This window comes from Rhodococcus ruber NBRC 15591 (assembly GCF_001894945.1).
GTDB lineage: Bacteria > Actinomycetota > Actinomycetes > Mycobacteriales > Mycobacteriaceae > Rhodococcus > Rhodococcus ruber.
Genome location: NZ_BCXE01000041.1, coordinates 20,460 through 42,785, shown reverse-complemented (window position 1 = coordinate 42,785; position 22,326 = coordinate 20,460). Strand labels below are relative to the sequence as shown.

Sequence of the window (22,326 nt, the reverse complement as noted above, 5' to 3'; positions counted from 1 at the left end):
TCTGACCTGCACAGTTACCCCCGTTTCGCTCGTTTCGCCCACATCCCGCTCACGCGGAAGGGAAACACCAAATGACCCGCCGGCAGGCCCGCCTGTACCCGATCCCCCCGACGCTCACCGCCCTCGTCGATCCTCGTTTGACCGGCGCGGCCTGTACCGGCAGAGCACCACTGTTCGACGCCGAACTCGAAGAGGAGTCCGCCGAGAACCGCTCTTCCCGGCTTGCCGCCGCAGCACGCATCTGCCGCGGCTGCCCCGTGCTGTCCGCCTGCCGGACAGCAGCCCGCGAACAAGACCGTCCCACCGGCATGTGGGCCGGAACCATCCGCAACCCCCACGGTTACGGACGGCCGAGGAAGGAATCAGCGTGAGGCGCCACCCCACTCGCGCCCAGGCGCACGTCACCGCGCAGCACGCCGAGAACCGGGTCCGGCTGCGTGTCGGCACCGACCTGTGGACCCTCACCGCCGGGGAAGCACACGACCTCGCAGACCGGCTGCACGACGCCGCCGAAGCCCTCGACAGGAAGGACACCCCCTGATGGACGACGACACCCGCGCATGGCTGCGCAGCATCTTCGGTGACCCGTCGCCGCGTGACATAGTGCCCGGCGCCGGCCTGACCCGAGACGACGTGCTCCGCATGAATGCACTCACCGGGAAGCCCGTCACCGCTACCTACCCCGGGGACGTCATCACCGACGTCGACGGCATCCCCATCGGAGTGCATCCCAGCCGCACCGAACACATCACGTTCGGCGGTGTCGCCCTGACCCGCCGGCAACTCGCCGACCTGGACCTGACCCCCGAGGACGTTCCGAACGTCCACGTCCTGCCCGACCCCACCGAAGGAGAATCGAAGTGAGCGACCAGAGCACCGACCAGACCATCGACGACACCACGGTTTCCGGTGACGCCACCGAAAACGCCGCCGAGGCCGTCGACCAGGCCGACACCCCCGAGACCGACATGCCCGACGAGGGCAAGGAAGCCGCCAAGTACCGGCGCCGGCTGCGGGAGACCGAGAAGCAGCGCGACGCCCTGCAAGAGCAGGTTTCGGCGCTGCGCCGGGCCGCGATCGACACCGACGTGCAGCGCACTCACCGCATCAAGCCCGAAGGGTTCTGGGCAACCGGCATCACCGTCGACCAGCTGCTCGACGACGACGGCAACATCGACCCCGCCAAGGTCGCCGCAAACGCCACCGACGCCGTGCAACGCCTCGGAGTGCAGCAGCAGGGCCGCAACGTCGTCCCCCGCGAGGGCGCCAACCCCCGGCCGCGCGGCGGAGACCGCTTCACCGAGGCATTCAGCCCCCGCTGACTGTCGCCCCGGCCCGGTAGACTGCACCCGAACGCAGGAACCGGGCCGGGAGCCCGTCCCGCGGACACGTAAGCCCCAGGAGGGCCGATCGGACAGGCCAGGTGCCGCCCGAGCGAAATCACCATCATTCGCCGGCGGCCGTTGCGCTGCCTGAACCCGAAGGAGCCCCAGACATGGCTACCGAAACCACCTCGACCAGCGCGAAGGCCTGGTCCCCCGACGTCAACGCGTTCGCCGCCACCGACGTCATCCCCGACGCTTTGATCCTCCAGACCTCCACCGTGGTCGGTCGCATCGAAGGCGACGAACCCGCCGTGCGAGTCGCCTACGTCGACGACGCCGCGGCCACGTTCGTCGCCGAAGCCGCCACCATCCCCGAGGCCGACCCGGCCCTGTCCGAAGTCCTCGTCCACACCGGCAAGGTCGCCCAGCTCGTCCGGCTGTCGCGGGAGCAGTACAGCCAGAACAACACCGCCGCGCTGCTCTCCGAATCGGTGCGCCGGGCCGTGACGAAGAAGGCCAACGAGGCATACATCGCGCAGGCCGCGCCCACCGCCCCGGCCGTCACCCCGCCCGCCGGCCTGCTCAACGTCACCGGCATCGAAGCCGGGGGAGCAGTCGCCAGTGCCCTCGACGGCCTGGTCGACCTGATCGCCACCCTCGAGGGCAACGGCGCCACCCCCACGCACATCCTGCTCGCCCCCGACGCGTGGGCATCGCTGCGCAAGTTCAAGACCGCCACCGGATCGGCACAGACCCTGCTCGGGGCCGGCACCGCCGACGCCACCAAGTCCCTGCTCGACCTGCCCGTCATCGTCTCGTCCGCACTCACCAGCGGCACCGGCCTGGTCATCGACCGCAGCGCCGTCGTGTCCGCAGTCGGTGACGTACAGCTCGCCGTCAGTCAGGACGTGTACTTCGCATCCGACAGCGTCGGTATCCGCTGCACCTGGCGGTTCGGTGCGAACGTCGTGCGACCCGACCGAATCGGATCGTTCACCGTCACCGATCCCGCCTGACAGGAGCGCACACGATGGCCGCAGTCACCCTCACCGTCGACGACCTGACCCCGTTCGCCCCCGACATCGAACCGGGGAAAGCAACCGCGATGATCGACGACGCCCTCGCACTCGCGGCCGTCGTGGCGCCCTGCATCCTCGAAGACACCTTCACCGCAGCCGGCGCCGCGAAAGCGATCCTCCGCGGCGCCGTCCTGCGCTGGCACGACTCCGGCGCCGGCGCGATCGTCTCCCAGTCTGCGGGGCCGTTCGCCCAAACCATCGACACCAGCACCGCACGCCGCGGCATGTTCTGGCCGAGCGAGATCACCCAGCTACAGAAGCTGTGCCAGACCGGCAGCAGCGGCGCATTCACCATCGACACCGTGCCGGCCGCCCCGGTCCCGACCGTGCATCCGTTCCTCACCGACACCGACTGACCCCCAGGGGGGGATGACCGCTACCCCACCCCCACGGTGCATCCTCCGGCCTTGGCGCCGCTCTCTCCCTTGGTTTTTTCCACCAGCCCCCTGGGGTGCTCGCTCAGCGACGGCCGGAATCTGATTCCGGGCATCTTCGGTGTGTCGGTCGGATCGACGCCCCTGCCGGGGCGGCTGTGCTGGACCTCGAGGACACCGCAGAGCGGTGCCTGTGCTAGCTGCCCCTTCCCCAACGTCGCCCGGTCGCCATGCCCTCATAGACCGTCTGAGCCAGCACGAATAGCCCCGGCACCTTGTGGTGTCGCGGCTGTACTGGACCCGTTCGGACGTGTCGACCCGTACTCGATCGGGTGCCCCGCGCCGTTCGCGGGGACTGGGGATGGAACCCGGACCGTCTCGGTTTACGTCGGAGACGGCAGAAGCGACGTGCAGAGGCTCACGGACCGCGGCGTGCAGGGCCGTGCTTACTCTCCGTCTGGCGGGGGGGTAAGCACGACGCCAACAGGTCGGGTGCCGGGCGGATCAGATCGGGCAACCATGGCGGTTTTCACCACGGTTGGAGCAACTGGCCGGGGGAGTGGTACTCACTGAGCGAGTACCCCGGTCACCTCAGAGGGTGGCGTCCTGGTCGACAACCTCGAGTCGGTAGTGCAGGACTGTGCCGTCCGCAAATTCGGTGACGATCGGAGCGACGGCCTCGACGAGCTGAACCTCGCCGTGCTGGAGGGTGAGTATTTCGGTGTGGTCGGCTATCGCTGCTGCTGCCTCGAGGAACGAGTCGAGACGGCCGAGGACGACACGTTCGCCGTTGGGCCGCAGGAATGACACTGCGATGACCCCGGCTGCTGCGTGCCAGCCGTTGCTGACTGCGAGCTCCAGGAGGCCGAGGGGAAGGAAGTACAGCAGTCCGAAGCCGAGGGCCGCGGCCACGACCAGGGCTGCACGGTTCCCGGCGCCGGGAACCTTTTCCTGCGATCCCAGGAGAGGGGGTGCCCCGTTTTCACGGTCAACCGAGAAAAGGTCGTGAGCAGCCACGTTGTCGGCGCCGACAATGTTACTGCTGACGGTGTCGACGTGCAGCTGCTCGACTGGGATGCAGCACTCGAGGGCGGGGCAGCCGTCGATCGGCTCGAGGACGACGGTGGCGCACAGTTCGCCGGCGCAGACGTGGAAGTCCAGGACCTCGAGGACACGTTCGCCGGGGCCGGCCGTGAGGGTGGATAGACTGCTGGGACGGTTCATGACGGGTCTCTTCCGTTGTGGCCGAGGCCCTGGAAGGTGTGGGAAGCACCGACCAGGGCCGTTTATGTTCGACCGAGGCCAGGCAACTGCACGTGAACTGCACGTATAGTCCGCTGAGGGAGAAGAAACCGCTTTGACCAGCGGTTTTGTGGTGCCCCCGGCAGGACTCGAACCTGCGACCTAGAGATTAGAAGGCTCTTGCTCTATCCAGCTGAGCTACGGAGGCGCGGCCAGAATCTTAACTGTTTGCCGGTGCGTGCCCGACCGAGGCCCCGCCGCTGCCGGCGCGGTGGGCGCGTGCGTCCCGATCGGGCGGCGAATCCGCCCGTCGCGCCGCGAGCGCGGGCATACACTCCGTAGGTAGCTGAAATGTGAGGTATGCCACATGCAAGTACCTTCGGCTTTCGAATACGAGCGCGCCACCGGCATCGAACACGCCATCGCTCTACTGGACGAACGCGGCGAGGAAGCCCGAGTCGTCGCTGGTGGGCACAGTCTCCTGCCGATGATGAAACTGCGGCTCGCCGGCCCCGAGTGTCTGATCGACATCAACGACCTGGCCGGCGAGCTCGGCTACATCGCCGTCGAGCCCGACGTCGTGCGGATCGGCGCGCTGGCGCGGCACCGCGAACTCCTCGAAAACGAGGCGCTCGCCGAGATCTTCCCGATCTTCCGCGACGCCGAACGCGTCATCGCCGACCCCGTGGTGCGCAACCGCGGCACGATCGGCGGGTCGCTGTGCCAGGCCGACCCCGCCGAGGACCTGTCCACCGTGTGCCAGGTCCTCGACGCATCGGTCGTGCTGCGCGGTCCGCGCGGCAGCCGGACGCTGACGATGGAGGAGTTCCACCTGGGCCCCTACGAGACGACCGCCGCCGCCAACGAACTGCTCGTCGAGGTCCGGCTGCCGCGACGGGGCCGCGGGTCGAGCGCCTACGCCAAGGTCGAGCGACGAACGGGGGACTGGGCGATCGCCGCCGCCGGCGCGGCGGTGTGGATGAGCGACGGCGCCATCGACGACGCGCGCGTCGGCCTCACCGCGGTCCGGGCGGACGCGCAGGCCCTGGCCGGCATCTCCGACCGGCTGCGCGGCGCGACGCCGTCCGAGGACCTCTACCGCGAGGCCGGCGAACTCGCCGCCGCCGCGAGCGACCCGGTCGCGGATCAGCGCGGCACCGTCGACTACAAACGCCACCTCGCCGCGGAGCTCACGGTGCGGACCCTGCGCCGCGCCGTCGAGCGGCTCACCACCTCCGAAAGGGGTTGACCCGATGCGTGTTTCGATGACCGTCAACGGAGACGAGGTCAGTGCCGAGGTGGAACCGCGGCTGCTGCTCGTCCACTTCCTGCGCGATCACCTCGGCCTGACCGGCACGCACTGGGGCTGCGACACCAGCAACTGCGGCACCTGCGTCGTCGCGGTCGACGGCGAGCCCGTCAAGTCGTGCACCATGCTCGCTGCCATGGCGAGCGGCCACGACGTGCGCACCGTCGAGGGACTCGAGCGCGACGGCGTGCTCGACCCCGTCCAGGAGGGCTTCATGCGCTGCCACGGGCTGCAGTGCGGCTTCTGCACCCCCGGCATGATGATCACCGCCCGCGCCCTGCTCGACCGCAACCCGGACCCCGACGAGCAGACCATCCGCGAGGCGATCTCCGGGCAGATCTGCCGCTGTACCGGCTACACCACCATCGTGCGGTCCGTCCGCTGGGCCGCCGAACACCCCGCCACCGAGAAGGCGCCGTCATGACCGCCGTCGACCCGACCCCCGAGCTGCTCGACACCGTCGACAACGACGAGAAGCCGTGCGGCCACGGCCGCATGCTGCGCAAGGAGGACCCGCGATTCATCCGCGGCCACGGCCGCTTCGTCGACGACGTGCAACTACCCGGCATGCTGCACCTGGCGATCCTGCGCTCCCCGGTCGCGCACGCGAAGATCCTCGGCATCGACACCAGCGCCGCGCAGGCCCACCCGAAGGTGCGGGCCGTCGTCACCGGCGCCGACCTCGCGGACAAGGGCCTGGCCTGGATGCCGACCCTGTCCAACGACGTCCAGGCCGTCCTCGCCACCGACAAGGTCCGCTTCCAGGGCCAGGAGGTCGCCTTCGTCGTCGCCGAGGACCGGTACTCCGCCCGCGACGCCCTCGAACTCATCGACGTCGAGTACGACATCCTCGATCCGGTCGTCGACGTCCGTCGCGCCCTCGCACCCGAGGCCCCGGTGATCCGCACCGACCTCGAGGGCAAGACCGACAACCACTGCTTCGACTGGGAGACCGGGGACGCCGCCGCCACCGAAGCCGCGTTCGCGAAGGCCGACGTGATCACCCGGCAGGAGATGGTCTATCCCCGGGTGCACCCGGCGCCGATGGAAACCTGCGGTGCCGTGGCCGACTACGACCGGATCACCGGCAAGCTCACGCTGTGGTCGACGAGCCAGGCGCCGCACGCCCACCGCACCCTCTACGCCCTCGTCGCGGGTCTGCCCGAACACAAGATCCGGGTGATCGCCCCGGACATCGGCGGCGGGTTCGGCAACAAGGTGCCCATCTATCCCGGGTACGTCTGCGCGATCGTCGCGTCCCTCGTCACGGGCAAGCCGGTCAAGTGGATGGAGGACCGCAGCGAGAACCTGGTGAGCACCGGCTTCGCCCGCGACTACGTGATGGTCGGTGAGATCGCAGCGACCCGCGAGGGGAAGATCCTCGCGATCCGCACCCAGGTCCTCGCGGACCACGGCGCGTTCAACGGCACCGCCGCCCCGGTGAAGTACCCGGCCGGCTTCTTCGGGGTGTTCACCGGCAGCTACGACATCGAGGCCGCCTACTGCCACATGACCGCCGTCTACACCAACAAGGCGCCCGGCGGCGTGGCCTACGCGTGCTCGTTCCGCATCACCGAGGCCGTCTACCTCGTCGAGCGGCTCGTGGACTGCCTGGCCTACGATCTCGAGCTCGATCCGGTGCAGCTGCGGCTGCAGAACCTGCTGCGGCCCGAACAGTTTCCGTACACCAGCAAGACCGGATGGAAGTACGACTCCGGCGACTACGCGACCACCCTGCGCAAGGCGGCGGAGATGGTCGGGTACGAGGAGTTGCGCCGCGAGCAGGCCGAGCGCCGCGCGCGGGGCGAACTGATGGGCATCGGCGTGGCGTTCTTCACCGAGGCCGTCGGTGCCGGCCCCCGCAAGGACATGGACATCCTCGGTCTCGGCATGGCCGACGGCTGCGAGCTGCGCGTGCACCCCACCGGCAAGGCGGTGGTGCGGCTGTCCGTGCAGACCCAGGGCCAGGGGCACGAGACGACGTTCGCGCAGATCGTCGCCGAGGAACTCGGCATCCCACCCGAGGACATCGACGTCGTGCACGGCGACACCGACAACACCCCGTTCGGTCTCGGCACCTACGGCAGCCGGTCCACCCCGGTCTCCGGCGCGGCCGCCGCCCTCGTCGCGCGCAAGGTCCGCGACAAGGCCCGGATCATCGCCTCCGGCATGCTCGAGGTGTCCGTCGCCGACCTCGACTGGACCAAGGGCTCCTTCCACGTCAAGGGCGATCCGACCGCGTCGGTGACCATCCAGGACATCGCGATGCGGGCGCACGGCGCGGGCGATCTGCCCGAGGGTGTCGAGGGCGGACTCGAGGCCCAGATCTGCTACAACCCCGAGAACCTCACCTACCCGTACGGGGCGTACTTCTGCGTCGTCGACGTCGACCCCGGCACGGGTGAGATGACGGTCCGCCGATTCCTCGCCGTCGACGACTGCGGCACCCGCATCAACCCGATGATCATCGAGGGCCAGGTCCACGGCGGACTCGTCGACGGCATCGGGATGGCGCTGATGGAGATGATCGAGTTCGACGAGGACGGCAACTGCCTCGGCGGCTCGCTCATGGACTACCTCATCCCCACGGCCATGGAGGTGCCGCACTTCGAGACCGGGTTCACCGTCACCCCGTCGCCGCACCACCCGATCGGCGCCAAGGGCATCGGCGAGTCCGCGACCGTCGGCTCGCCGCCCGCCGTGGTCAACGCCGTCGTCGATGCCCTGCGCCCCTTCGGGGTGCGGCACGCCGACATGCCGCTGACCCCGTCCCGGGTGTGGGAGGCGATGCAGGGCCGGCCCACCCCGCCGATCTGACCCACCGGCCCGAACCAGGGAGAGCCGTATGGACCTGACGATGCGTGCCGCGGAACTGACCCGCCGGCGCCGGGCGTTCGTCCGTGCCACCGTGGTGCGCGCCCAGCGGCCGACGTCCGCGCGGCCCGGCGACTGCGCGCTGGTACTCGACGACGGCACGATCGAAGGCTTCGTCGGTGGCCAGTGCACCGAGACCTCGGTGCGGGACGCCGCGCGACAGGCCCTGACCACGGGGGAGAGCACCCTGCTGCGGGTCCTGCCCGGCACCGCGCAGACCTTCCCCGACACCCCGGGGGCCACCGTCGCGGTCAATCCGTGCCTGTCGGGCGGCGCGACGGAGATCTTCCTCGAGCCGCAGCTACCCGCCCCGATGCTCGTCGTGTCGGGGTCGACGCCGGTGGCCGAGGCCATCGCGGACTTCGCCGAGCGGCTCGACTTCGTGGTCGACCGCCTCGAGCCGGGCGCCACGCCCGCCGCCGACGCCGCGGCCGTCGTCGTCGCGAGCCTCGGTGGCGAGGAGCCGGGCGTCATCCGGGCCGCCCTCGACGCCGGGATCGGCTACGTCGGGCTCGTCGCCAGCCGGCGGCGCGGCGCCGACGTGCTCGCGCAGGCCGAGGTGCGCCCCGACGAACGAGCGCGCGTGCACACCCCCGCGGGTCTCGACATCGGGGCGCGCACCGCCGCGGAGATCGGGCTGTCGATCGTCGCCGAACTGGTGCAGGCGGTCCGCCGCGAGAATCTCGGGTCGCCCACCGCGCCGATCGCGGCCCCGCGCACCGCGGTGGACCCCGTCTGCGGAATGACCGTCACCGTCACCGCCGACACGCCGCATCTGTCCGACGCCGGCACCGATGTGTGGTTCTGCTGCCCGGGATGCCGCCGCGCCTACCAGAAGGAACACGCCACGTGTTCGTGACGGGACCGGCTCCGGGAGCCGGCCGATGAGCGTGTTCGCCGACGTCGACGACGTCGTCCGCCGGTTCGACGACCGGGACTACCTGCTCGACGAGGGCACCGCCACCGCCCTGTATCTCGCGGTGGAACTCGGCCGGCCGCTGCTGCTCGAGGGCGAACCCGGCGTCGGCAAGACCACCGCCGCCAAGGCCCTCGCCGCCGCCGTGGGCACCGAGCTGATCCGGTTGCAGTGCTACGAGGGTCTCGCCGCGAGCGAGGCCCTCTACGACTGGAACTACCAGCGGCAGCTGCTCGCGATCCGGCTCGCGGAAACCCGCGGCGAGACGCTGCGCGAGGCCGACCTCTACACCGAGGAGTTCCTGCTCGAACGGCCGGTGCTGCGCTGCGTGCGCCACCGCGGGCCCACCGTCCCGGTGCTGCTCATCGACGAGATCGACCGGGCCGACGACGAATTCGAGGCGCTGCTGCTCGAGTTCCTCGGCGAGTACTCGGTCACGATCCCCGAACTCGGCACCCTCGCCGCCGCTCGGCCCCCGATCGTCGTGCTCACCTCCAACCGCAGTCGCGACCTGCACGACGCGCTGCGCCGGCGCTGCCTGTACCACTGGATCGACTATCCGGACCGGCACCGCGCCGTGGCGATCCTGCGCCGCACCGTCCCCGCCGCGAACCTCGCGCTGGTCGAATCGGCCGCCGACTTCGTCGCCTCCGTGCGCCGGCTGGACCTGGACAAGGCGCCGGGCATCGCCGAGACCATCGACTGGGTGTCCGCACTCGTGGCGCTCGGAGTGGCGGATCTGGTCCACCCGGGCGCGGTGGCGACACTGACCGCGCTCGCCAAGACCCCCGACGACCGGACCACCATCCGCGCCGAATACGAGGAGTTCCGCGCGTGAGCAGCGCGCTGCTGCTGCGCGGCGTCGACCTCGCCGCGTTCACCGTGGCGCTCACCGACCGGTTGCGCCGCGCCGGCGTGCCCGTCGCCGCGACCGCCACCGCGACCCTGGTGCGGGCACTGCGCCTGCACCCGCCGCGCACCCGCAGTCGCCTGTACTGGACGGCGCGGATCGCCCTCGTCGACCGGCAGGACGCGCTCGAGGCATTCGACGCCGTCTTCGCCGAGGTCTTCGACCAGCAGGCGCTCGCCGTCGACCCGCACGCCCGGCGCACCGGACCCGACGGGGCGACGGGCGCGGGGGAGACCACCGTGCCGGCGCCGCACGCGCCGCCGGGGGCGCCGCAGTCCGGTGTGCCGTGGCACACCGGCGCCCCGCGTCGATCCGGCGGACCCGGCGAGACGGGCCGGCCCGGGCCATGGGCGCCGAGCCCCGTCGAGATCGTCGCCGACCAACCGTTCGGCGACCTCCGGCCCGAGGACCTGCGCCTGCTGGGGCAGTGGCTCGAGCAGGCCCGGGTGCGCTGGCCGCGGCGCCTCGGCCGCCGCCGCACGCCGCACCACCACGGCCGCCTCGACGTGCGGGCCACCCTCGCCGCCTCCCGGCACACCGGGTTCGAGCTGATCCGTCTGTGCCGGGCGCGGCCGATCCGCCGGCCGCGCCGGATCGTGGTGCTGTGCGACGTGAGCCGGTCCATGCACGGCTACGCCGACACCTACCTGCACCTGATGCGGGCCGCGGTGCGCGCCGGCGACGCCGAGGTGTTCGCGTTCTCCACGAGCCTGACCCGGCTCACCGCGACCCTGGCGCACCGCTCCGCCGAGCACGCCGTCGCCCGGGCCAACGACACGGTCGTCGACCGCTACGGCGGCACCCACATCGCCGGGAGCCTCGAGGCGTTGCTCGCCTCCCACCACGGCAACCTGCTGCGCGGCGCCGTCGTGTTCGTCGCCTCCGACGGGTGGGACAGCGACGATCCGCAGGCGCTCGGCCGGGCCGTCGCGCGGATCCGTCGCCGCGCCCACCGGCTGGTGTGGCTGAACCCGCGGGCCGGCCGGCCCGGCTACCGTCCCGAGACGGGGCCCATGGCGGCAGCGCTGCCGCACTGCGACGCTCTGCACGCGGCCGACACCCTCGACGCCCTGCGCGTGGTGTTCGATCTCGACCCGGTCGCCGGGTGGGTGGCGCACGTCTCCGACGGTGCGTCGTAGCGGCGCTCGCCGAGGTCCTACCCTGGTACCTATGGCATCACCCGAGCTCGCGTCGGCCGCGCCGACCTCCTCGCCGCCGGCCGGGCGGCGCAACACGTCGGCACTGTACGTCCTCCTCGGGCTCGTCGCCGCGGTCGTCGCGCCGATCGTGGTCGGTCTGTCCGCCGCGCAGGCGCTGGTGCTGCTGGGCATCCCGGACCCGGGACCGCTCACCACCTACGGACTGCCCGCGGTGCGCGCGATCGCGGAGGTCGCGGCCGTCGCCGCAGTCGGATCGTTGTTCTTCGCCGCGTTCCTGGTGCCGCCGCAGCGCAGCGGGGTGCTGGACGTGGGCGGCTACCGGGCCGTGCGGACCGCGGGCGCCGCCGCCCTGATCTGGGCGTTGTGCTCGGCGGTGCTGGTGCCGCTGACCCTGTCCGACACCTCCGGGCAGCCGCTGGCCGAGGCGCTGAAGCCGGAGAACCTGTGGGGCGCGATCGGGCAGGTCGACACGGCGCTCGCGTGGGCGTGGACGTCGGCGCTCGCCCTGATCCTGGCGGTGCTGATCCGCGCCGCGGTGCGCTGGTCGTGGGTGCCGTACCTGCTGCTGCTGTCGCTGGTGACCCTGATGCCGCTGGCCCTGACCGGGCACTCGTCGTCGGGCGGGTCGCACGACATGGCCACCAACAGTCTCGTGCTGCACCTGGTCGCGGCGTCGGTGTGGGCGGGCGGGTTGTTCGCCCTGCTCGCCCACGGGTGGCGCCGCGGCACGCACACCGACCTCGCGGCCCGCCGGTTCTCGTTCGTCGCCGGGCTGGCGTTCGCGGTGATGGCCCTGAGCGGGGTCGTCAACGCCGCGGTCCGGCTGCCCGCGGACGAGCTGCTCACCAGCACCTACGGCCGGCTGATCGTGGCCAAGGCGCTGGCACTGATCGCCCTGGGTGTCCTCGGGTGGATGCAGCGGCGCCGTGCGCTGCCCGCGCTCGAGGCGAACCCCGACGATCGGGGCGCGCTCGTCCGGTTCGCGGCCGTCGAGGCCGTCATCCTGGCCGCCACGGTCGGCCTGGCCGTCGGGCTGGGCCGCACCCCGCCGCCCCCGCCCGCGACGGTGCCGTCGCTGCTCGAGGTGGAGCTGGGCTACAACCTGGACGGCCCCCCGACACTCGGCACCCTCTTCTTCGGGGCGTGGCGCTTCGACCTGATCTTCGGCACGATCGCCCTCGTCCTCGCGGTCGCCTACGCGATCGGGCTGTGGACGCTGCGCCGGCGCGGCGACAGCTGGCCCGTCGGCCGGTCGATCGCCTGGTTCTCCGGCTGCTTCGTGCTGCTGGTCGCCACGTCGTCGGGCGTGGGCATGTACTCGCCGGCGATGTTCAGCGTCCACATGGGCGCCCACATGGCGATGTCGATGCTGGCGCCCGTGCTGCTCGCCCTCGGCGGGGCGATGACCCTGGCGCTGCGGGCCTTCAAACCGGCGGGCCGCGACGGCTACCCCGGCCCGCGGGAATGGCTCCTCGCGTTCCTGCACAGCCCGCCGTCGCGGTTCTTCACCCATCCGGTCGTCGCGTCGGTGATGTTCGTCGGCGGCTTCTACGCGTTGTACCTGGGTGGGATCTTCGAGGCCAACGCCGACAGCCATGCCGCGCACGTGCTGATGAACCTGCACTTCCTGATCAGCGGCTACCTGTTCTACTGGGTCGTGATCGGCGTGGACCCGTCGCCGCGGGACGTGACGCCGGTGACGAAGCTGGCGATGGTGTTCGGCTCCCTGCCGTTCCACGCGTTCTTCGGCGTGACGTTGATGAGCATGGGCTCGGTGATGGCGGAGTCCTACTATCGCGGGCTCGGCCTGGCCTGGAACAGCGACCTGTTCGCCGATCAGAAGGTGGGGGGCAGTATCGCCTGGTCGGCGGGGGAGATCCCGCTGGTGCTGGTCATGCTGGCGCTGCTGGTGCAGTGGTCGCGCAGCGACGAGCGCACCGCGCGACGGGTGGACCGCGCCGCCGAGCGCGACGACGACGCCGATCTCGCCGCCCACAACGCGATGTTCGCCGAGCTGGCGCGGCGGGACCACGAGGGCCACTAGGTTCGCCGGCGCCGCGCGGTGTCGGTGCGTCGCCGCCGCGCGGCCTCGGTGCGCAGCCGCACGATCACCGCGGACAGCACCGCCACGGCCGCCGCGCCGCCCGCCGCGACGGCGGCCGGGACTGAGGTGAATCCGGTGTCGCCGCTGCGGGCCACCGCGATCCACACCAGGCCCCACGCCATGGCCGCGGCGACGGCGAGCCGCCCGTGCCCGGCGATGGCCAGGAGCACCGACACCGCGGCGACCGCGACCAGGACGATCACCGCCCAGGCGTCGGCGCCCAGCGAGAACGGGTCGACGTCCGCGGCGCGCAGCGCCGCCGCCGTGTTCGCGACGGTGGCCACCGCGACCCAGCCCAGGTACAGGAACATCGTGCCGTCCACGACGACCGCTTCCACGCGGGACGACGGCGCGGTGCGGGTCAGGCCGAGGAAGATCCGGACCAGCACGGCCAGCAGCGCGACGATGACCGCGACGCTGAGCGCGAGCAGTTCGAGCTGCACGACGAGGATCCACGCGGCGTTGAGCAGCATCGACGCGGCGATCCACCAGCCGAGCGCCCGCTGGCGGGGGTCGGCGTGGTGCGCGGGCAGCGCCTGCCACACCGCGAGCGCCAGCAGACCCGCGTAGATCACCGACCAGATCGCGAATGCCGGACCGCCCGGCGCCACCGCCGTCGCATCGGCGGAGAGCGCCCCGTCGGCCACCTCGGAGATCGGTGTGCCCACCACGGCCCCGGAACCGAGGAAGGACAGAGCGACCGCGGCGATCGCCGACACGGCGACGCCTGCGACGCGGAGCCGATCGGCGGCGGTGGCCTGTGGGGTCGTCGAGCTCGCCGGGAAAGTCGTCATGCCTCGGAAGATGCCCGGCGTCACCGTGCCCGAAACGTCCTGTCCGGCTGGGCGCCGCTGCTAGGTTTGAGCGCCTGTAGGTTCGAGCGCCTGCACCGACGACGGGAGGACACGATGAGGGGAATCGGGTGGCGGCTGCGGGCGCTCGCGTGCATCGGGGCCGTGGCGGCCGGGCTGGTCGTGCCCGCGACGGCCGGCGCGCAACCCGGGCCCGGCACGGTGGTCGCGGTCGAGTCACTGCCCGGTGAGCTGTCGGTGCCGGGAGCGGCCACGGCCGAGCGACTGGCCTTCCGCACCCAGTGGCGATCGGGTGCGTCGACGACCGCCTCGGGTGTCCTGTACCTGCCTCCGGGTCAGGCGCCCGAGGGTGGCTGGCCGGTCGTGTCGTGGGCCCACGGCACCGTCGGCGTCGGCGACGACTGCGCCCCGTCGCGCAACCCGCGCACCGACCGCGACCGGGCATATCTCGGACACTGGCTGTCCCGGGGCTACGCCGTGGTCGCCTCCGACTATCCCGGCCTGGGCAGCGACGGGCTCCACACCTACCTCGACGGGCCGAGTGCCGCGAACAGCGTCGTCGACGTCGTCCGGGCCGCCCGCGCCGCCGAGCCGTCGCTGTCGAACCGGTGGATCGTGATCGGCCAGTCGCAGGGCGGCCACGCGGCCCTGCACACCGCGCTCCTGGCGACGTCGCGGGCCCCCGAACTCGACTTCCGCGGCATGATCGCCACCGGCGCGCCGTCGAACCTCGAGACGCTGTTCCCGTTCGGCGGTCCCGGCTTTCCGGATCTGGGCCTCGACGGCACCACCGTGTTCCTGTCCTACGTCCTGGCCGGTCTGCGAGTCGCACGGCCCGACGTGGACGTGAACAGCTACCTCACCCCGGTCGGACGGGACGTGGTCGACGACGCGGAGCGGCTCTGCTACGCCGAACTCAGCGACCGCGTCGACGGCATCGGAGTGGGGGAAATCCTCGCCCGCCCGCTCGGCGACGACCGCATGCGCGCGGCCCTCGCCGACTACATGGGAGTGCCCACCCGTGGCTACGACCGGCCGCTGTTCCTCGGCCAGGGATTGCGCGATCAGGTCGTGCCGGCGCCGCTGTCGTTCAAGCTCGTCGCCGACCTGTGGTCCGGGGGTACAAACGTCGACTACCGCACCTACCCCAACGGGCATTCCGAGACCATGTTCGACGCACTGCCGGCCACCACGCCGTTCGCGGCGACCCTGTTCGGCGGGTAGAGCCGCTGTTCGTGCGGGGCCCGGTGATTGTCGAGGCTGCTGCGGGTCGACGCGTCAGCTGACGCGGGCGCAGGGCCGCAAGATGTTCGACCTGCACGAGGCCGGCGCGAAGACTGTGGTCGCCGGCGGATCGGCCCAGTCAGCCGAATCCGGCGACGATGAGGGTGTCGCCTTCTCGACAGGTGGCGAGGGCTTCGCACAGTCCGGGCCGATGTCGTGGCCCCGTCCCGCGGTGCGCGAGTGGTGTGCTGTTGTGTTACAGGGCGTCGGGTCGACGGCCGTCGATCCGTATGACAGGCAGCCACGTCGCGAGGGTCCGGCCCAATGAACCGACAGGACGTTCGCCGAACACGCACAGGGTCTGCTCCCACGGGTGTCCGAACGTGCCCTCGCTGAGGTCGTCGCGCAGAAAGAGGTGGTAGTCGCCGTTGGGGTAGACCGGAACCCGCCACTCGGTGTCCGGGGTGGCGGCATGCACGGCCGTATCGAGCCGATAGCAGGTGTGCTGCCAGTCCAGCACCACGAACATCGGGTCCTCGGGGAAATCGGAGACGAAACAACGTAACGCTTCGGCGTTGATCGCATCGAAGCGGCTCTGCCACGCGCCTGCGATGTCGGCAGGCGCGGTGAGATCGAACGTGATCGACGGTGTCGGTTCTGCCATCGCCGGCCAATCCGACTCGGTAAGACCAGGCCGGAACCTGAACCGGTCGGTGAACTGATCCCAGTACCGGTTCTGGTCGTCGAGTGTGGTCCAGCCCGGGGGCAACGGGCTACCGAAGTCGAGTGTGTGTCTCATCATGGCGCGTCTCCTCGTAACCGGTACCGCCGCGCCCACAGCGATACCTCTGTTGCTGTGCGGGACCATCACAAGGGCGGGGTCACACGTGGCGTCGCCGCCAGGTCCACACGCACAAGGCAATTCCCACGAGTGATATCGCAGGTAGTACCCATCTCCACCGACGCAATGTCATGAACCGCTGGTACTGCTCGTTCGACAGGAACTGCAAACCCGGCTGATTCACGGTGGGCGGATCCCACCAGTAACTGCCCGAGCCGGTCAGCACCTGAGGCCATGCGAAGACACTCACCGCAGCCGCGATGACGATGCAGGTCGCCGGGAATGCCACCCAGAACCACGGAAACCCGGAAGCGCGTTCCACCCGGTCTCGCTGTCGCACCACCACGCCCGCCACCAGCCCCATCAGCGCCAGAACTCCGAACACCAACCATGCCATGCGCTCGGACGATACGGCCCTTCCGCTGGAAGGTCGGGAAACCAACGTACGGAGTGCTGTTCGAAGATCGTCGAACAGCACAGCAGCCTGGGCCCACGGAGCGGTGACATCGAGACCACAACCGGCCGATCCCGAGCTCCGGGTGGCCGGCGGAGCGTAGCGTGCGAAACGTGTGATCCGGCGGCCGTAATTCGGGGACAGTCAGGACGGAAGGGATCGGACCGATGGCGAAGATGAGCCGCACCACCACGATCGAGGCGCCCGTGGCGGAGGTGTTCGAGTTCGCGAAGGACGTCGGGAAGTTGTGGGTCTGCTTTCCCGACTGCGCAGTGAGGGACGTCGACCTCACCCCGGACGGGGTCGGGACGAGTGCCGAGTGGTTCGAGAAGCTGCTGGGCCTGCACCTGAAAGGACGCGTGGAGTACACCGAGGTCGTCCCCGGCGAGCGCATCGTGGCCCGATCCAGCATGGGACCGGTCTGGACCTTCACGTTCGCGCCGCAGGACGGCGCGACGAGCCTGACCTTGGACTGCGAATGGACACTCGACGTTCCGGTCGTCGGGGTGCCCGTCGAGGAGTTGATGTTCAAGTTGAGAGGGGGTGACATCGAACGGATGCTCGCGACCGTGAAGGCACGGGTCGAGGGTGCCCGGACTCCGGCCGCGCCGCCGAGCGCGCGTGCGGCGCAGAGCATCACGATCGATGCCCCCGTCGAGAAGGTGTTCGGGTTCGCGCGCGACATCGGGAAGCTGTGGTCCGCTCACCCGAACATGGCGGTCCGGGAGGTCCACTCGACCCCGGACGGTGTCGGGTCGAGCGCCCAGTGGTTCGGAGGACTCCGGGGCCTGCATTTCGAGGATCACGTCGAGTTCGTCGAGGTCGTCCCCGACGAACGCATCGTCGTCCGGTCGACGCCCCGGGCGGGCATCGAGTTCCTGTGGACGCTCACGCTTGCGCCCGCCGACGGCGGCACCGAGGTGACGCTGGCAGGAACCTCGCATGTCGCCGTCCTCGTCGCCGACGTCCCCCTCGGCGATCATCTCCCGAAATGGACCGAGAGCAGCATGCAGCAGATGCCGGCCCACCTGAAGACCCGGATCGAGCGTGTGGGCTGACCCGAGCCGGTCGCGCCGGGTGCCGGATCGCACCGTCGCAGCGGCCGGCACGCCGTCCCCGACCGCGCGTCGTCGTCGCGGGGAGACCCGAGGGGATCCGTGGACGAGCCGAGTCGTCGTGAGACGGGGGTACGCCGGGCGGTGTGGACGGTCTGCGCGTCGTCGGCCGTGTTGTTCCCGTCCGGGCTGTGCCCGGCCGTCGCGGTCGCCGAACCGGTGCCCGGGGCGGTGATGTCCGTGGAACCGCTGCCGGCCGAGCTGTCCGTGCCGGGCGCTGCGGTTGCGGAGCGGCTCACCTACCGCACCCAGTGGCGCTCCGGTGCCGCCGCCGTCGACACCGGGGTGCTGTTCCTGCCGCCGGGCCCGACACCCGAGGGTGGCCGTCCGGTGGTGTCGTGGGCCCACGGCACCGTCGGTCTCGGCGACGACTGTGCCCCGTCGCGCAACCCACGCGTCGACCGGGAACAGCGGTATCTCGCGCACTGGCTGTCGCAGGGCTACGCCGTGGTGGCCGCCGACTACCCCGGACTCGGCACCGACGGCCTGCACACATATCTCGACGGGCCCACGGCCGCGAACAGCGTGATCGACATCGTGCGGGCGGCGCGCGCAGTGGAGCCGTCCCTCTCGTCGCGCTGGGTCGTCGTCGGTCAGTCGCAGGGCGGGCACGCGGCGCTGCACACCGCGCACCGGGCCACGGCGCGCGCGCCGGAGCTCGACTTCCGCGGCGCGGTCGCCACCGGTGCGCCGTCCAACCTCGAGCTGCTGTTCCCGTTCGGTGTGCCCGGCTTCCCCGACCTCGACCTCGACGGGCTCGTCTCGTTCAGCGCGTACATCATGGCCGGTCTGCGGACGGCCCGTCCCGACGTCGATGTGAACAGCTACCTCACGCCCGTCGGACGCGAACTCGTCGATGCCGCCGAGCGCCTCTGCTACAGCGAGCTCGAGGACCGCGCCGCCGGTGTGGCCGTCGGGCAGCTGTTGTCCCGGCCGCTCGGTGACGACCGGATGCGCGCCACGCTCGCGGACTACCTCGGCGTCCCGGCCCGCGGTTACGACCGGCCCCTGTTCCTGGGCCAGGGCCTGGAGGACCGGATGGTGCCGGCCCCGTTGTCGTTCAAGCTCGTCGCCGACCTGTGGGCCGGCGGCGCCGACGTCGACTACCGCACCTATCCGGCCGACCACTTCGCCACCCTCTTCGAGGCCCTCCCCGACACCACGAGGTTCGTCACCGCCCGATTCGTCCGGTAACGCCGGACGGTCGGGGACCGACGTGCGAGGTGGTGCCTGCCGACGACCGGCACGCGCGTCGGACGAGCGGAGGACTTTCATGGGCCGGACCAGGCGGTGGCGATGGGCGCTGTGTACGGTCGGTGCGGTGCTGGCGGGCGGGCTCACTCCGCCCGTCGCCGGGGCCGAACCCGCAGCCGCCGACCCCGGCGCGATCGTCTCGGTCGAACCGTTGCCACCCGAACTGTCGGTGTCCGGCGCCGCGGTCGCCCAGCGGCTCACGTACCGCACCGAGTGGCGCTCCGGTGCGCCGGCCGTCGGCACCGGAGTGCTGTTCCTGCCTCCGGGCCCGGCCCCGGAGGGCGGCCGGCCGGTGATCTCCTACGCCCACGGCACCGTCGGCATCGGCGACGACTGCGCACCGTCGCGGAATCCGCGCGCCGACGTCGAGCGCGCGTACCTCGAACACTGGCTAGCCCAGGGGTACGCCGTCGTGGCGGCCGACTACCCGGGACTGGGCACCGACGGCGTCCACACCTACCTCGACGGCCAGAGCGCCGCCAACAGCGTCGTCGACATCGTGCGCGCGGGCCGTGCCGCCGAGCCGTCGCTGTCGCCGCGGTGGGTCGTCGTCGGCCAGTCGCAGGGCGGGCACGCCGCGCTGCACACCGCACACCGGGCCTCGTTGCGGGCGCCGGAACTCGACTTCCGCGGCACGGTCACCACCGGGGCGCCGTCCAACCTCGAGCGGCTGTTCCCCTTCGGCGGGCCCGGATTCCCCGATCCGGGTTTCGAAGGTCTGGTCGCGTTCAGCTCCTACATCTTCGCCGGACTCCGCGCCGCCCATCCCGACCTGGACGTGAACAGCTACCTGACCCCCACCGGGCGGGAGTTCGTCGATGCGGCCGAACGACTCTGCTACAACGAGCTCGACGCGCTCGCCGGCGACGTCCGGGTCGGCGACCTCGCGGCGCGGCCCCTGTCCGAAGGCCCCTTTCCCGCCGTGTTCACCGACTACCTCGGCGTCCCGACCAGCGGGTACGACCGCCCCATGTTCCTCGCCCAGGGCATCCACGACACGATGGTCCCCGCGCCGTTGTCGGCCGGGCTCGCAGCCGACCTGCTGGCGGCGGGTGCCGACATCGACTATCGGGTGTACGTCGCCGGCCACAACACGACCATGACCCGTTCCCTGCCCGACACCACCCCGTTCGTGGCGCGGCTGTTCGCCTCGTAGCCGGGCCGCTTCCGGGTCTTACCGACCGGGCCGGTCGTCCGGGATGTGGTGTCCGCGGGTCGGCCCGATACGCTGGACCTATGGCGGAGTTCATTTACACGATGAAGAAGGTGCGCAAGGCGCACGGTGACAAGGTCATTCTCGACGACGTCACCATGAGCTTCTACCCGGGTGCCAAGATCGGTGTGGTCGGACCGAACGGCGCGGGCAAGTCGTCCATCCTCAAGATCATGGCCGGGCTGGACCAGCCCAGCAACGGGGAGGCCTTCCTCGATCCCGAAGCCTCCGTCGGCATCCTCCTGCAGGAACCGCCGCTCAACGAGGACAAGACCGTCCGCGGCAACGTGGAGGAGGGTCTCGGCGAGATCAAGGTCAAGCTCGACCGGTTCAACGAGATCGCCGAGCTGATGGCGACCGACTACTCCGACGAGCTCATGGAGGAGATGGGCAAGCTCCAGGAGGAACTCGACCACGCCAACGCCTGGGACATCGACTCGCAGCTCGAGCAGGCGATGGACGCCCTGCGCTGCCCGCCGCCGGACGAGCCGGTCACCCACCTGTCGGGCGGTGAGCGCCGCCGCGTCGCCCTGTGCAAGCTGCTGCTGAGCAAGCCCGACCTGCTGCTGCTCGACGAGCCCACCAACCACCTCGACGCCGAGTCGGTGCTGTGGCTCGAGCAGTTCCTCGCGAGCTACCCCGGTGCCGTCCTCGCCGTCACCCACGACCGGTACTTCCTCGACCACGTCGCGCAGTGGATCTGTGAGGTCGACCGCGGCAAGCTGCACCCGTACGAGGGCAACTACTCCACCTACCTGGAGAAGAAGGCCGAGCGCCTCGAGGTGCAGGGCAAGAAGGACCAGAAGCTGCAGAAGCGCCTGCGCGAGGAGCTCGAGTGGGTCCGGTCCGGGGCCAAGGCCCGCCAGACCAAGAACAAGGCCCGTCTGGCCCGCTACGAGGAGATGGCCGCCGAGGCCGAGAAGTTCCGCAAGCTGGACTTCGAGGAGATCCAGATCCCGACGCCGCCGCGCCTGGGCGACGTCGTGGTCGAGGTCGACCACCTCGACAAGGGGTTCGAAGGCCGCGTGCTGATCAAGGACCTGTCCTTCACGCTGCCGCGCAACGGCATCGTCGGCGTGATCGGCCCCAACGGCGTCGGCAAGACCACCCTGTTCAAGACCATCGTCGGCCTCGAGAAGCCGGACTCCGGCACCGTGAGGGTCGGCGACACCGTCAAGCTGAGCTACGTCGACCAGTCCCGCGCGAACATCGACCCGAACAAGACGGTCTGGGAGGTCGTGTCCGACGGGCTCGACTACATCGAGGTCGGCCAGAACGAGATGCCCTCACGGGCGTACGTCAGCGCCTTCGGCTTCAAGGGACCGGATCAGCAGAAGAAGGCCGAGGTGCTCTCCGGTGGCGAGCGCAACCGCCTCAACCTGGCGCTGACCCTCAAGGAGGGCGGCAATCTGATCCTGCTCGACGAGCCGACCAACGACCTCGACGTCGAAACCCTCAGCTCGCTCGAGAACGCGCTGCAGAAGTTCCCCGGCTGTGCCGTCGTGATCTCCCACGACCGCTGGTTCCTCGACCGCACCTGCACCCACATCCTCGCGTGGGAGGGCAACGTCGAGGAGGGCAAGTGGTTCTGGTTCGAGGGCAACTTCGAGTCGTACGAGGCCAACAAGGTCGAGCGGCTCGGAGCGGAGGCGGCGCGTCCGCACCGCGTCACCCACCGGAAGCTCACCCGTGACTGAGCGGAAGACCTTCACCTGCACGCTGGAGGTGCGCTGGGCCGACTCCGACCGCCTCGGGCACGTCAACAACACGAAGTTCGTGGAGTACATGCAGGAAGCCCGGATCAAGTTCCTGCAGAGCGGCCCGTTCGCGCGCGGCGCCGTGGTGGTGCGGAAGATGGACGTGGAGTTCCTGCGTCCGCTCAAGGACGACTCCGGTCCGATCACCGTCGCCATCTCGGTACTGCATGTGGGCAACAGCTCGTACACCCTGCGGCACGTGATCACCGATGTGCAGGGCCACCCGTGCGGCTCCGGGGACGCGGTGCTCGTCGGGTTCGACCCGCGCACGGAGACCGCCCGGCCGCTGTCCGCCGAGGAGCGGGCGGTTCTCGAGGAGTACGTCGCCGCCCCGGTCGCCTGACCGCCCGGCGCGGGATTCCC

At 70.8% G+C, this 22,326-nt stretch carries 23 protein-coding genes and 1 tRNA gene; 19 read left to right on the top strand and 5 right to left on the bottom strand.

Going from position 1 to position 22,326, the window contains the following annotated elements:
* Window positions 1-71 precede the first annotated feature (71 nt).
* The 6 genes from RR3_RS23395 (at window position 72) to RR3_RS23375 (ending at window position 2,760) form a co-directional block, all read left to right on the top strand.
* Window positions 72-371: a WhiB family transcriptional regulator gene (locus RR3_RS23395; protein ID WP_072786572.1), complete on the top strand. Its 300-nt coding sequence runs from the start codon at window positions 72-74 to the stop codon at window positions 369-371.
* Window positions 368-541 (top strand): hypothetical protein, encoded by a 174-nt coding sequence (locus RR3_RS25005; protein WP_156525171.1) that lies wholly within the window; start codon window positions 368-370, stop codon window positions 539-541. The genes RR3_RS23395 and RR3_RS25005 overlap by 4 nt, the downstream gene beginning before the upstream one ends.
* A complete protein-coding gene (locus RR3_RS23390) occupies window positions 541-864 on the top strand; it encodes a hypothetical protein (RefSeq protein ID WP_064066583.1) in 324 nt (107 codons plus the stop codon). The genes RR3_RS25005 and RR3_RS23390 overlap by 1 nt, the downstream gene beginning before the upstream one ends.
* The gene (locus RR3_RS23385; RefSeq protein WP_064066584.1) at window positions 861-1,322 is read left to right on the top strand and encodes a hypothetical protein; all 462 of its coding nucleotides are present in this window, start codon (window positions 861-863) and stop codon (window positions 1,320-1,322) included. The genes RR3_RS23390 and RR3_RS23385 overlap by 4 nt, the downstream gene beginning before the upstream one ends.
* Window positions 1,323-1,495: 173 nt before the next feature.
* On the top strand, window positions 1,496-2,341 hold the full coding sequence (locus RR3_RS23380; protein ID WP_064066585.1) for a phage major capsid protein: 846 nt from the start codon (window positions 1,496-1,498) through the stop codon (window positions 2,339-2,341).
* A 14-nt stretch (window positions 2,342-2,355) separates the two neighbouring features.
* The gene (locus RR3_RS23375; protein ID WP_064066586.1) at window positions 2,356-2,760 is read left to right on the top strand and encodes a hypothetical protein; all 405 of its coding nucleotides are present in this window, start codon (window positions 2,356-2,358) and stop codon (window positions 2,758-2,760) included.
* A gap of 609 nt (window positions 2,761-3,369) precedes the next feature.
* Here RR3_RS23375 and RR3_RS23370 read toward each other — a convergent pair.
* Window positions 3,370-4,002, bottom strand: coding sequence for a hypothetical protein (locus RR3_RS23370; protein WP_064066587.1), 633 nt, complete (start codon window positions 4,000-4,002; stop codon window positions 3,370-3,372).
* A gap of 149 nt (window positions 4,003-4,151) precedes the next feature.
* Window positions 4,152-4,228 (bottom strand) — tRNA-Arg (locus RR3_RS23365).
* Between the two features lie 159 nt (window positions 4,229-4,387).
* Between RR3_RS23365 and RR3_RS23360 the strand changes: the two genes are divergently transcribed.
* Genes RR3_RS23360 through RR3_RS23330 form a run of 7 tightly spaced genes read left to right on the top strand, consistent with a single transcriptional unit; the run spans window position 4,388 to window position 13,233 of the window.
* The gene (locus RR3_RS23360; protein WP_040271681.1) at window positions 4,388-5,269 is read left to right on the top strand and encodes an FAD binding domain-containing protein; all 882 of its coding nucleotides are present in this window, start codon (window positions 4,388-4,390) and stop codon (window positions 5,267-5,269) included.
* A gap of 4 nt (window positions 5,270-5,273) precedes the next feature.
* Window positions 5,274-5,753: a (2Fe-2S)-binding protein gene (locus RR3_RS23355; RefSeq protein ID WP_003936856.1), complete on the top strand. Its 480-nt coding sequence runs from the start codon at window positions 5,274-5,276 to the stop codon at window positions 5,751-5,753.
* A complete protein-coding gene (locus RR3_RS23350; RefSeq protein ID WP_064066588.1) occupies window positions 5,750-8,146 on the top strand; it encodes an aerobic carbon-monoxide dehydrogenase large subunit in 2,397 nt (798 codons plus the stop codon). The genes RR3_RS23355 and RR3_RS23350 overlap by 4 nt, the downstream gene beginning before the upstream one ends.
* A 28-nt stretch (window positions 8,147-8,174) precedes the next feature.
* Complete coding sequence (locus RR3_RS23345; RefSeq protein ID WP_064066589.1) at window positions 8,175-9,062, top strand: XdhC family protein; 888 nt, start codon at window positions 8,175-8,177, stop codon at window positions 9,060-9,062.
* A 25-nt stretch (window positions 9,063-9,087) separates the two neighbouring features.
* Window positions 9,088-9,957: an AAA family ATPase gene (locus RR3_RS23340; RefSeq protein ID WP_010596385.1), complete on the top strand. Its 870-nt coding sequence runs from the start codon at window positions 9,088-9,090 to the stop codon at window positions 9,955-9,957.
* Window positions 9,954-11,168: a vWA domain-containing protein gene (locus tag RR3_RS23335; RefSeq protein WP_010596386.1), complete on the top strand. Its 1,215-nt coding sequence runs from the start codon at window positions 9,954-9,956 to the stop codon at window positions 11,166-11,168. Before RR3_RS23340 ends, RR3_RS23335 begins: the two co-directional genes overlap by 4 nt.
* Window positions 11,169-11,199: 31 nt before the next feature.
* The gene (locus tag RR3_RS23330) at window positions 11,200-13,233 is read left to right on the top strand and encodes a bifunctional copper resistance protein CopD/cytochrome c oxidase assembly protein (protein ID WP_017681990.1); all 2,034 of its coding nucleotides are present in this window, start codon (window positions 11,200-11,202) and stop codon (window positions 13,231-13,233) included.
* Here RR3_RS23330 and RR3_RS23325 read toward each other — a convergent pair.
* Window positions 13,230-14,087 (bottom strand): TspO-related membrane protein, encoded by an 858-nt coding sequence (locus tag RR3_RS23325; RefSeq protein ID WP_017681991.1) that lies wholly within the window; start codon window positions 14,085-14,087, stop codon window positions 13,230-13,232. The genes RR3_RS23330 and RR3_RS23325 overlap by 4 nt on opposite strands.
* 114 nt (window positions 14,088-14,201) lie before the next feature.
* Here RR3_RS23325 and RR3_RS23320 point away from each other — a divergent pair, with 114 nt between their 5' ends.
* The gene (locus RR3_RS23320) at window positions 14,202-15,329 is read left to right on the top strand and encodes an alpha/beta hydrolase family protein (RefSeq protein ID WP_010596389.1); all 1,128 of its coding nucleotides are present in this window, start codon (window positions 14,202-14,204) and stop codon (window positions 15,327-15,329) included.
* Window positions 15,330-15,585: 256 nt separating this feature from the next.
* On the opposite strand, the gene RR3_RS23315 is transcribed toward RR3_RS23320, so the two are convergent.
* Both RR3_RS23315 and RR3_RS23310 read right to left on the bottom strand, forming a co-directional pair.
* A complete protein-coding gene (locus tag RR3_RS23315) occupies window positions 15,586-16,131 on the bottom strand; it encodes a DUF2716 domain-containing protein (RefSeq protein ID WP_010596390.1) in 546 nt (181 codons plus the stop codon).
* Window positions 16,132-16,210: 79 nt separating this feature from the next.
* Window positions 16,211-16,567 (bottom strand): ABC transporter permease family protein, encoded by a 357-nt coding sequence (locus tag RR3_RS23310; RefSeq protein WP_010596391.1) that lies wholly within the window; start codon window positions 16,565-16,567, stop codon window positions 16,211-16,213.
* A 224-nt stretch (window positions 16,568-16,791) separates the two neighbouring features.
* Between RR3_RS23310 and RR3_RS23305 the strand changes: the two genes are divergently transcribed.
* The 5 genes from RR3_RS23305 to RR3_RS23285 all read left to right on the top strand — a co-directional run bounded on the left by RR3_RS23305 (window position 16,792) and on the right by RR3_RS23285 (window position 22,306).
* Window positions 16,792-17,682 carry an SRPBCC family protein gene (locus RR3_RS23305; RefSeq protein ID WP_017681992.1) on the top strand — a complete coding sequence of 297 codons (891 nt, stop codon included), beginning with the start codon at window positions 16,792-16,794 and terminating at the stop codon, window positions 17,680-17,682.
* A gap of 141 nt (window positions 17,683-17,823) precedes the next feature.
* Entirely contained in the window at window positions 17,824-18,933 is a 1,110-nt protein-coding gene (locus RR3_RS23300) for an alpha/beta hydrolase family protein (protein ID WP_017681993.1), read from the top strand.
* A gap of 79 nt (window positions 18,934-19,012) precedes the next feature.
* Entirely contained in the window at window positions 19,013-20,149 is a 1,137-nt protein-coding gene (locus tag RR3_RS23295; RefSeq protein WP_017681994.1) for a lipase family protein, read from the top strand.
* Between the two features lie 80 nt (window positions 20,150-20,229).
* Entirely contained in the window at window positions 20,230-21,903 is a 1,674-nt protein-coding gene (ettA, locus tag RR3_RS23290) for an energy-dependent translational throttle protein EttA (RefSeq protein WP_017681995.1), read from the top strand.
* Window positions 21,896-22,306: an acyl-CoA thioesterase gene (locus tag RR3_RS23285; RefSeq protein WP_010596396.1), complete on the top strand. Its 411-nt coding sequence runs from the start codon at window positions 21,896-21,898 to the stop codon at window positions 22,304-22,306. The genes ettA and RR3_RS23285 overlap by 8 nt, the downstream gene beginning before the upstream one ends.
* Window positions 22,307-22,326 lie beyond the last annotated feature (20 nt).

Coding starts and splice junctions, on each gene's coding strand:
- RR3_RS23380 (WP_064066585.1), top strand. CDS start 1,496: ATGGCTACCGAAACCACCTCGACCAGCGCGAAGGCCTGGTCCCCCGAC.
- RR3_RS23395 (WP_072786572.1), top strand. CDS start 72: ATGACCCGCCGGCAGGCCCGCCTGTACCCGATCCCCCCGACGCTCACC.
- RR3_RS23355 (WP_003936856.1), top strand. CDS start 5,274: ATGCGTGTTTCGATGACCGTCAACGGAGACGAGGTCAGTGCCGAGGTG.
- RR3_RS23325 (WP_017681991.1), bottom strand. CDS start 14,087: ATGACGACTTTCCCGGCGAGCTCGACGACCCCACAGGCCACCGCCGCC.
- RR3_RS23345 (WP_064066589.1), top strand. CDS start 8,175: ATGGACCTGACGATGCGTGCCGCGGAACTGACCCGCCGGCGCCGGGCG.
- RR3_RS23370 (WP_064066587.1), bottom strand. CDS start 4,002: ATGAACCGTCCCAGCAGTCTATCCACCCTCACGGCCGGCCCCGGCGAA.
- RR3_RS23350 (WP_064066588.1), top strand. CDS start 5,750: ATGACCGCCGTCGACCCGACCCCCGAGCTGCTCGACACCGTCGACAAC.
- RR3_RS23360 (WP_040271681.1), top strand. CDS start 4,388: ATGCAAGTACCTTCGGCTTTCGAATACGAGCGCGCCACCGGCATCGAA.
- RR3_RS23340 (WP_010596385.1), top strand. CDS start 9,088: ATGAGCGTGTTCGCCGACGTCGACGACGTCGTCCGCCGGTTCGACGAC.
- RR3_RS23315 (WP_010596390.1), bottom strand. CDS start 16,131: ATGATGAGACACACACTCGACTTCGGTAGCCCGTTGCCCCCGGGCTGG.
- RR3_RS23375 (WP_064066586.1), top strand. CDS start 2,356: ATGGCCGCAGTCACCCTCACCGTCGACGACCTGACCCCGTTCGCCCCC.
- ettA (WP_017681995.1), top strand. CDS start 20,230: ATGGCGGAGTTCATTTACACGATGAAGAAGGTGCGCAAGGCGCACGGT.
- RR3_RS23305 (WP_017681992.1), top strand. CDS start 16,792: ATGGCGAAGATGAGCCGCACCACCACGATCGAGGCGCCCGTGGCGGAG.
- RR3_RS23390 (WP_064066583.1), top strand. CDS start 541: ATGGACGACGACACCCGCGCATGGCTGCGCAGCATCTTCGGTGACCCG.
- RR3_RS23320 (WP_010596389.1), top strand. CDS start 14,202: ATGAGGGGAATCGGGTGGCGGCTGCGGGCGCTCGCGTGCATCGGGGCC.
- RR3_RS23330 (WP_017681990.1), top strand. CDS start 11,200: ATGGCATCACCCGAGCTCGCGTCGGCCGCGCCGACCTCCTCGCCGCCG.
- RR3_RS23295 (WP_017681994.1), top strand. CDS start 19,013: ATGGGCCGGACCAGGCGGTGGCGATGGGCGCTGTGTACGGTCGGTGCG.
- RR3_RS23310 (WP_010596391.1), bottom strand. CDS start 16,567: ATGGCATGGTTGGTGTTCGGAGTTCTGGCGCTGATGGGGCTGGTGGCG.